The 4,425-nt window shown below is 70.8% G+C and carries 5 protein-coding genes and 1 pseudogene; all 6 read right to left on the bottom strand.

Annotated elements, in window-relative coordinates; genetic code table 11:
• Positions 1-846 (bottom strand): glycosyltransferase family 4 protein (locus EQG76_RS17760; RefSeq protein ID WP_159715722.1); only part of this gene is annotated, 846 nt, incomplete at its 3' end.
• Positions 843-1,817: a glycosyltransferase family 2 protein gene (locus EQG76_RS17755; protein WP_159715721.1), complete on the bottom strand. Its 975-nt coding sequence runs from the start codon at positions 1,815-1,817 to the stop codon at positions 843-845. The genes EQG76_RS17755 and EQG76_RS17760, both read right to left, overlap by 4 nt.
• 5 nt (positions 1,818-1,822) lie before the next feature.
• On the bottom strand, positions 1,823-2,827 hold the full coding sequence (locus EQG76_RS17750) for an NAD-dependent epimerase/dehydratase family protein (protein ID WP_159715720.1): 1,005 nt from the start codon (positions 2,825-2,827) through the stop codon (positions 1,823-1,825).
• 10 nt (positions 2,828-2,837) lie between these two features.
• Positions 2,838-3,386 carry a dTDP-4-dehydrorhamnose 3,5-epimerase family protein gene (locus EQG76_RS17745; RefSeq protein ID WP_159715719.1) on the bottom strand — a complete coding sequence of 183 codons (549 nt, stop codon included), beginning with the start codon at positions 3,384-3,386 and terminating at the stop codon, positions 2,838-2,840.
• Positions 3,379-4,218, bottom strand: coding sequence for a sugar phosphate nucleotidyltransferase (locus EQG76_RS17740; protein ID WP_159715718.1), 840 nt, complete (start codon positions 4,216-4,218; stop codon positions 3,379-3,381). The genes EQG76_RS17745 and EQG76_RS17740 overlap by 8 nt, the downstream gene beginning before the upstream one ends.
• Positions 4,205-4,425 (bottom strand): annotated as a pseudogene (locus EQG76_RS17735) (hypothetical protein); the annotation flags it as partial. The pseudogene EQG76_RS17735 and the gene EQG76_RS17740, both read right to left, overlap by 14 nt.

Genomic DNA, 4,425 nt, shown 5'->3' with positions numbered 1-4,425 from the left:
GCCGGTCTCGTAGTCAGCAGGGTTGACGAACAGGTCGGCTGCCCGGTGCGCCAGGATCACCTCCGGGTGCGGCAGGAAGCCATGGAACTGCACCCGGCTGCCCAGGCCCAGTTGCCCGGCATGGGCACGCAGGTCGGCCTCCAGCGGCCCCTCGCCCACGAGGTCCAAGGTGACTTCCCCTGGCAGGCGGGCCAGCGCGTCGAGCAGCCGGAACAGCCCCTTGCGCCAGCCGAGCCGGCCGACGAACAGCAGCCGTCGGCCACCCCGCACGCGATGCTCGAACGGGAAGCGCGACAGGTCGACCCCGTTGCGCAGCACAGTCACCTTGCCCGGCGCGACCCGGTAACGCTGGACGATCTCGTCCTGGACGCAGCCCGCGACCGCGATGATCCGCTCGGCCCGGTCGAACCAAGCCTGTTCCATCGGGCGTGCCACCAGCCTCGCCTGAGCGCGGATCACCCGTGCCCGCCAGGAGCGCTCGGTGAACGCCTCGGTGTCGGCGCTGAGCGTGCCGTGGCAGGTGACGATCATCCTGGCATCGGTGTTGAGGAGCGGGAGGAGCGGCAGGTGGGCGTGCAGGACGTCGAACGGGCCCAGCCGGTCCAGCAGGTCCTGCAGGAGCGGGCGGGTCGCCTGGTGGTGGAAGGGCCGCAGCGGGCGATGCGGCCAGTGATGGACCGGCACCTGCTCCACGAGTTGGGCGCGCGCCTCGCCGAACGCCTCGCCCTTGGCCAGGACCTGCACGTCATGGCCCTGTGCCACCAGGCGGCGTGCGGTTTCCAGTACGTGATGGCCGATGCCTTCCCGCGGCGGCAACACGTTGTTGGTGACGATCGCGATCCTCATGGGCGTCCTTTCGGCGCGAAATCGCTCCGCCAGAAGAAGTCCTGGCCGCTCAAGGCGGCAGCGACGCCTGGTGGCAGATGCCTGCCCAGCAGCCCGGCCCGGTAACCCGACCATTTCGCGAAGAGCGCCACCAGCGTCGTGGGAAGCTGCCAGGGTGCCCGCACCAGCAGGCTCAGGAGCAGCTCCGTGGCGAAGCGGCGGCCGCGTGCGTCCTCGCCGCCCTGGGCAAGCAGCAGCTCGGCATGGGCCGCACGGGTCCAGCCGATGTCGAAGTGGCGGGTGAATTCCTGGAAGGGCGTGTAGCGGTGCGAATGGCGGACCACGGCGTCGGCGACATAGGCGATCCGCTCGCCCTCGCGCAGGAGCCGAGCGACCGCGATGGTCTCCTCGCTCACCAGGGTGGGCCGGAAGCCGCCGATCCGGTCCAGCGCCGCATTGGACCAGGCGGCCCAGGCGTTGGAGCAGAAATGGATGCCGCTACCGAGGCGTGCGCGGTCGGCGGCCGAGTGCAGGTCGCTCCGATCCGGGTAGCTGAAGGTCCGGCCGAACGCCTCGACCGTATCGGCGCCGCTGTGCGGGAGCTGGCGGCCATAGGCGCAGGCGGCCTGTCCGGTCAGCACCGGATGCACCAGCCGGCCGAGTTCGTCGGGGCTGGCCGGATAGGCGTCGGGCGTGATCATCACCACGACCGCAGTGCCCAGCCGGTGCCGCGCCGCCTCGCGCGTGGCGCCGTGGTTGAACGAGCGGCGCGGCACCACCCAGGTCTCGGCGCCGAGCTCTTCGGCGCGCTCGACCGTGCCGTCGCCGGAGCTGGAGTTCACCACCAGGACCCGCGGCCGCAGCGGCGAGGCCAGGAGGGGCGGCAGGCTTCGGTCGAGATGGGCGCGGCTGCGGTGGGTGACCATTACCACCCCGACTTCGGAAACCCCGGCCTCGGGACTGGCCGCATCGCCGATCCGGTCCGACGTCATCGGGCTCAGACCGGCTCGAGGCTGCGCTCGGCGATGCGCAGCGCGCGCCGCCCATGCCCGCTGCCGCCAAAGCGCTGCAGGTACCACACGGCCAGTTCCTCGAACGCCCGGTTCGGGTCGAACTCGGGATGGAGCGTCAGCGTGGGCTCGGCATTGCAGCGGATGCGCGGCTGCTGGCCGCTCGCGGCGGCGCTGGCCGAGGACCAGCGGGTCGGCACGCCCAGCAAGGGCCCGAGTGCCCGGGCGAACCGGGCGACGAAGCTGGCCACCGTCTCGACATGGCCGGACGGGCCGGCATGGTGGACCATGGTGCGGCCGTTCCAGCCATGGACCTCGCGAGCGAAGCGGGCATAGGCCAGCGCCAGCAGGTCGACATGAATATGGTCGCGCACCAGGGCGGGCGTGCCGACCGTCGGCACCTGCCCGGACAGCCAAGCCTCGGCCAGCATGCTGGTCAGCCCGGGCTTCTCCATCGGGCCGAACGGGTGCGGGATCACGAACTTGCCCAGGCGCAGGCCGCGCCGTTCGGTCGCGTGGCGCACCACCTGCCAAGTCAGGGTCTTGGCAAGGCCATAGCCGCCGATCGCGGCATGGGGCGGTTCGCCCCGGCCCTCATCGGCCTCGAACACCGTGCTGGTGAAGATCACCGCCCGGCCGCCGCCGGCCGCGAAGCGCTCCATCACCTGGCTGATCCGGTGGGTGTCCTGGCGCAGGGCGTAGATTGCGTCAAAATCCTCGGCGCGATGGTCGCCGACCGTGGCGCCGTGCAGGCAGAGCAGATCGAACGGCCCTTCGTTCGCCAGGAGATCCAGGAAGCGGTCGGAGCCGAACGGCGCCTCGTCGACCTGGCGGACCCGCTTGGCCAGCATGGCGCTGCGCTCGCGGATCCTGGGCCCGTCCTCGGCCCGGCAGCCCCGGCGTGCGGCGGTTACCACCGCACCGGCCTCGGCCAGCCGCCTTGCCATCCAGCTGCCGGTGAATGAGCTGACACCGGTCATCAGCACGCGCATCGGATCCTCCTCAGGCCGCCAAATGCCAGCGCGGGTCGAAATCGGGCAGCGCCCGGTCTTTTTGGGAAAGCACCACCGGATCCTCCGGCCAGGCGATCCGGAAGGCCGGATCGTCCCAGCGCACGCCCCGCTCCAGCACCGGCGCATGGGGATGCGAGGTGAAGTAGAGCAGCGTGGTGGCGTCCTTGGTGGTCAGGAACCCATGGGCGCAGCCGGCCGGGATCAGCACGGCCTGGGGCAGAGCCGCGTCCAGGTGCAGGGCGACATGCCGGCCGAAGCTCGGGCTGTAGGGGCGCAGGTCCAGGACCACGTCGCAGACGGTACCGGCCACCACCGTGACGAGCTTGGTCTCGGCGGCATCGCCCAATTGGTAGTGCAGGCCGCGCAGGGTGCCGGCCCGGACCGAGCGGGACAGGTTGGACTGCGCGGCCCCGCCCTCGAAGCCGAGCTCGGCCAGGGTGGCCCGGCAGAACAGCCGGGTGAACGAGCCGCGCTCGTCCTGGCGCGGCTCCAGATCGAACACCCGCATGCCGGGCAGCGGCCGGTCGACCTCACGCATCGATCAGCCCGCCGAGCTGGCCGGTCCAGGGTGCGGCACCGGTTTCCCAGAGTGCCTCGATCTTTTCCTTGTCGCGGCTGGTGTCCATGCACGACCAGAAGCCGCCATGCTTGTGCACCTCGAGCTGGCCGTCTGCGGACAGCCGCTGGAGCGGCTCGCCTTCCAGCACGCAGTCGGTACGCTCCGACAGGTAGTCGAGCATGCCGCGGCGGAAGAAGAAGTAGCCGCCATTGATCCACTGATTGGTCCGCTCCGGCTTCTCGACGAAGCGTGCCGGCCCGTCGGCGGGCAGATCGAGCCGCCCGAACTGGGAGGGCGGCTGCACACCCAGCATGGTGGCCAGGCGGTCATGGGCCAGGTGGAACGCGAACTCCCCCGTCAGGTCGGCATCGGTCAGCCCGTCGCCATAGGTCACCGCGAAATGCGGGGCGTCGCCCAGATAGCGTGCCGCCGCCCGCGCGATCCTGGCCCCGGTCATGGTGCCGGGCCCGGTCTGCGCCACGGTGACGTCCCAGTCCGGCCAGGCCTTGGTCTGGTGCCAGGACACCGAGCGGTCACGCAGGTTCACAGTGAAATCGGCGTTCCAGTAGTGCCACAACCCAAAGAACTCGCCGATCACCTCGGAGCGCCAACCGGCGCAGAGCACGAAGCGGCGAAAGCCATGGCGGCCATAGACCTCCATGATGTGCTGCAGCATCGGCCGGTCGCCGATCTCGACCATGGGCTTGGGCCGGTCGGCCGCCAGATGGCCCAGGCGCGTGCCGAGCCCGCCGCACAGTATGAAGACCGGAACGTCGGCGGGGGCGGGGCGAAAGGGATCAGGCCGCTTCATGCTGGCTGGTCCTGGCAACGGCATGGGTCATGAGGTCGACGAGTTCGCCTTCGACGGGCCGGGCATCCTCGTCCTGCAGCCGCTCGTGGTAGCGGGCGATCTGCTCGGCGAGCCAGTTCGTGTCGCCGGTGCCGTGCAGGCGCTTGTAGCCCTGCGCGGTCCAGCGCAGCGCCTCAGCCATGCCGAGCTGCGGCTGCCAACCGAGGC

It is taken from the genome of Geminicoccus flavidas (assembly GCF_009806515.1).
Classification (GTDB): domain Bacteria; phylum Pseudomonadota; class Alphaproteobacteria; order Geminicoccales; family Geminicoccaceae; genus Geminicoccus; species Geminicoccus flavidus.
The sequence above is the reverse complement of the archived record's forward strand: the minus strand, read 5'-3'. Positions and strand labels throughout refer to the sequence as shown.

What these genes read in the sequence shown, in the direction of transcription:
- EQG76_RS17755 (WP_159715721.1), bottom strand. Translation starts at nt 1,817, where the DNA reads ATGACGTCGGACCGGATCGGCGATGCGGCCAGTCCCGAGGCCGGGGTT.
- EQG76_RS17750 (WP_159715720.1), bottom strand. Translation starts at nt 2,827, where the DNA reads ATGCGCGTGCTGATGACCGGTGTCAGCTCATTCACCGGCAGCTGGATG.
- EQG76_RS17745 (WP_159715719.1), bottom strand. Translation starts at nt 3,386, where the DNA reads ATGCGTGAGGTCGACCGGCCGCTGCCCGGCATGCGGGTGTTCGATCTG.
- EQG76_RS17740 (WP_159715718.1), bottom strand. Translation starts at nt 4,218, where the DNA reads ATGAAGCGGCCTGATCCCTTTCGCCCCGCCCCCGCCGACGTTCCGGTC.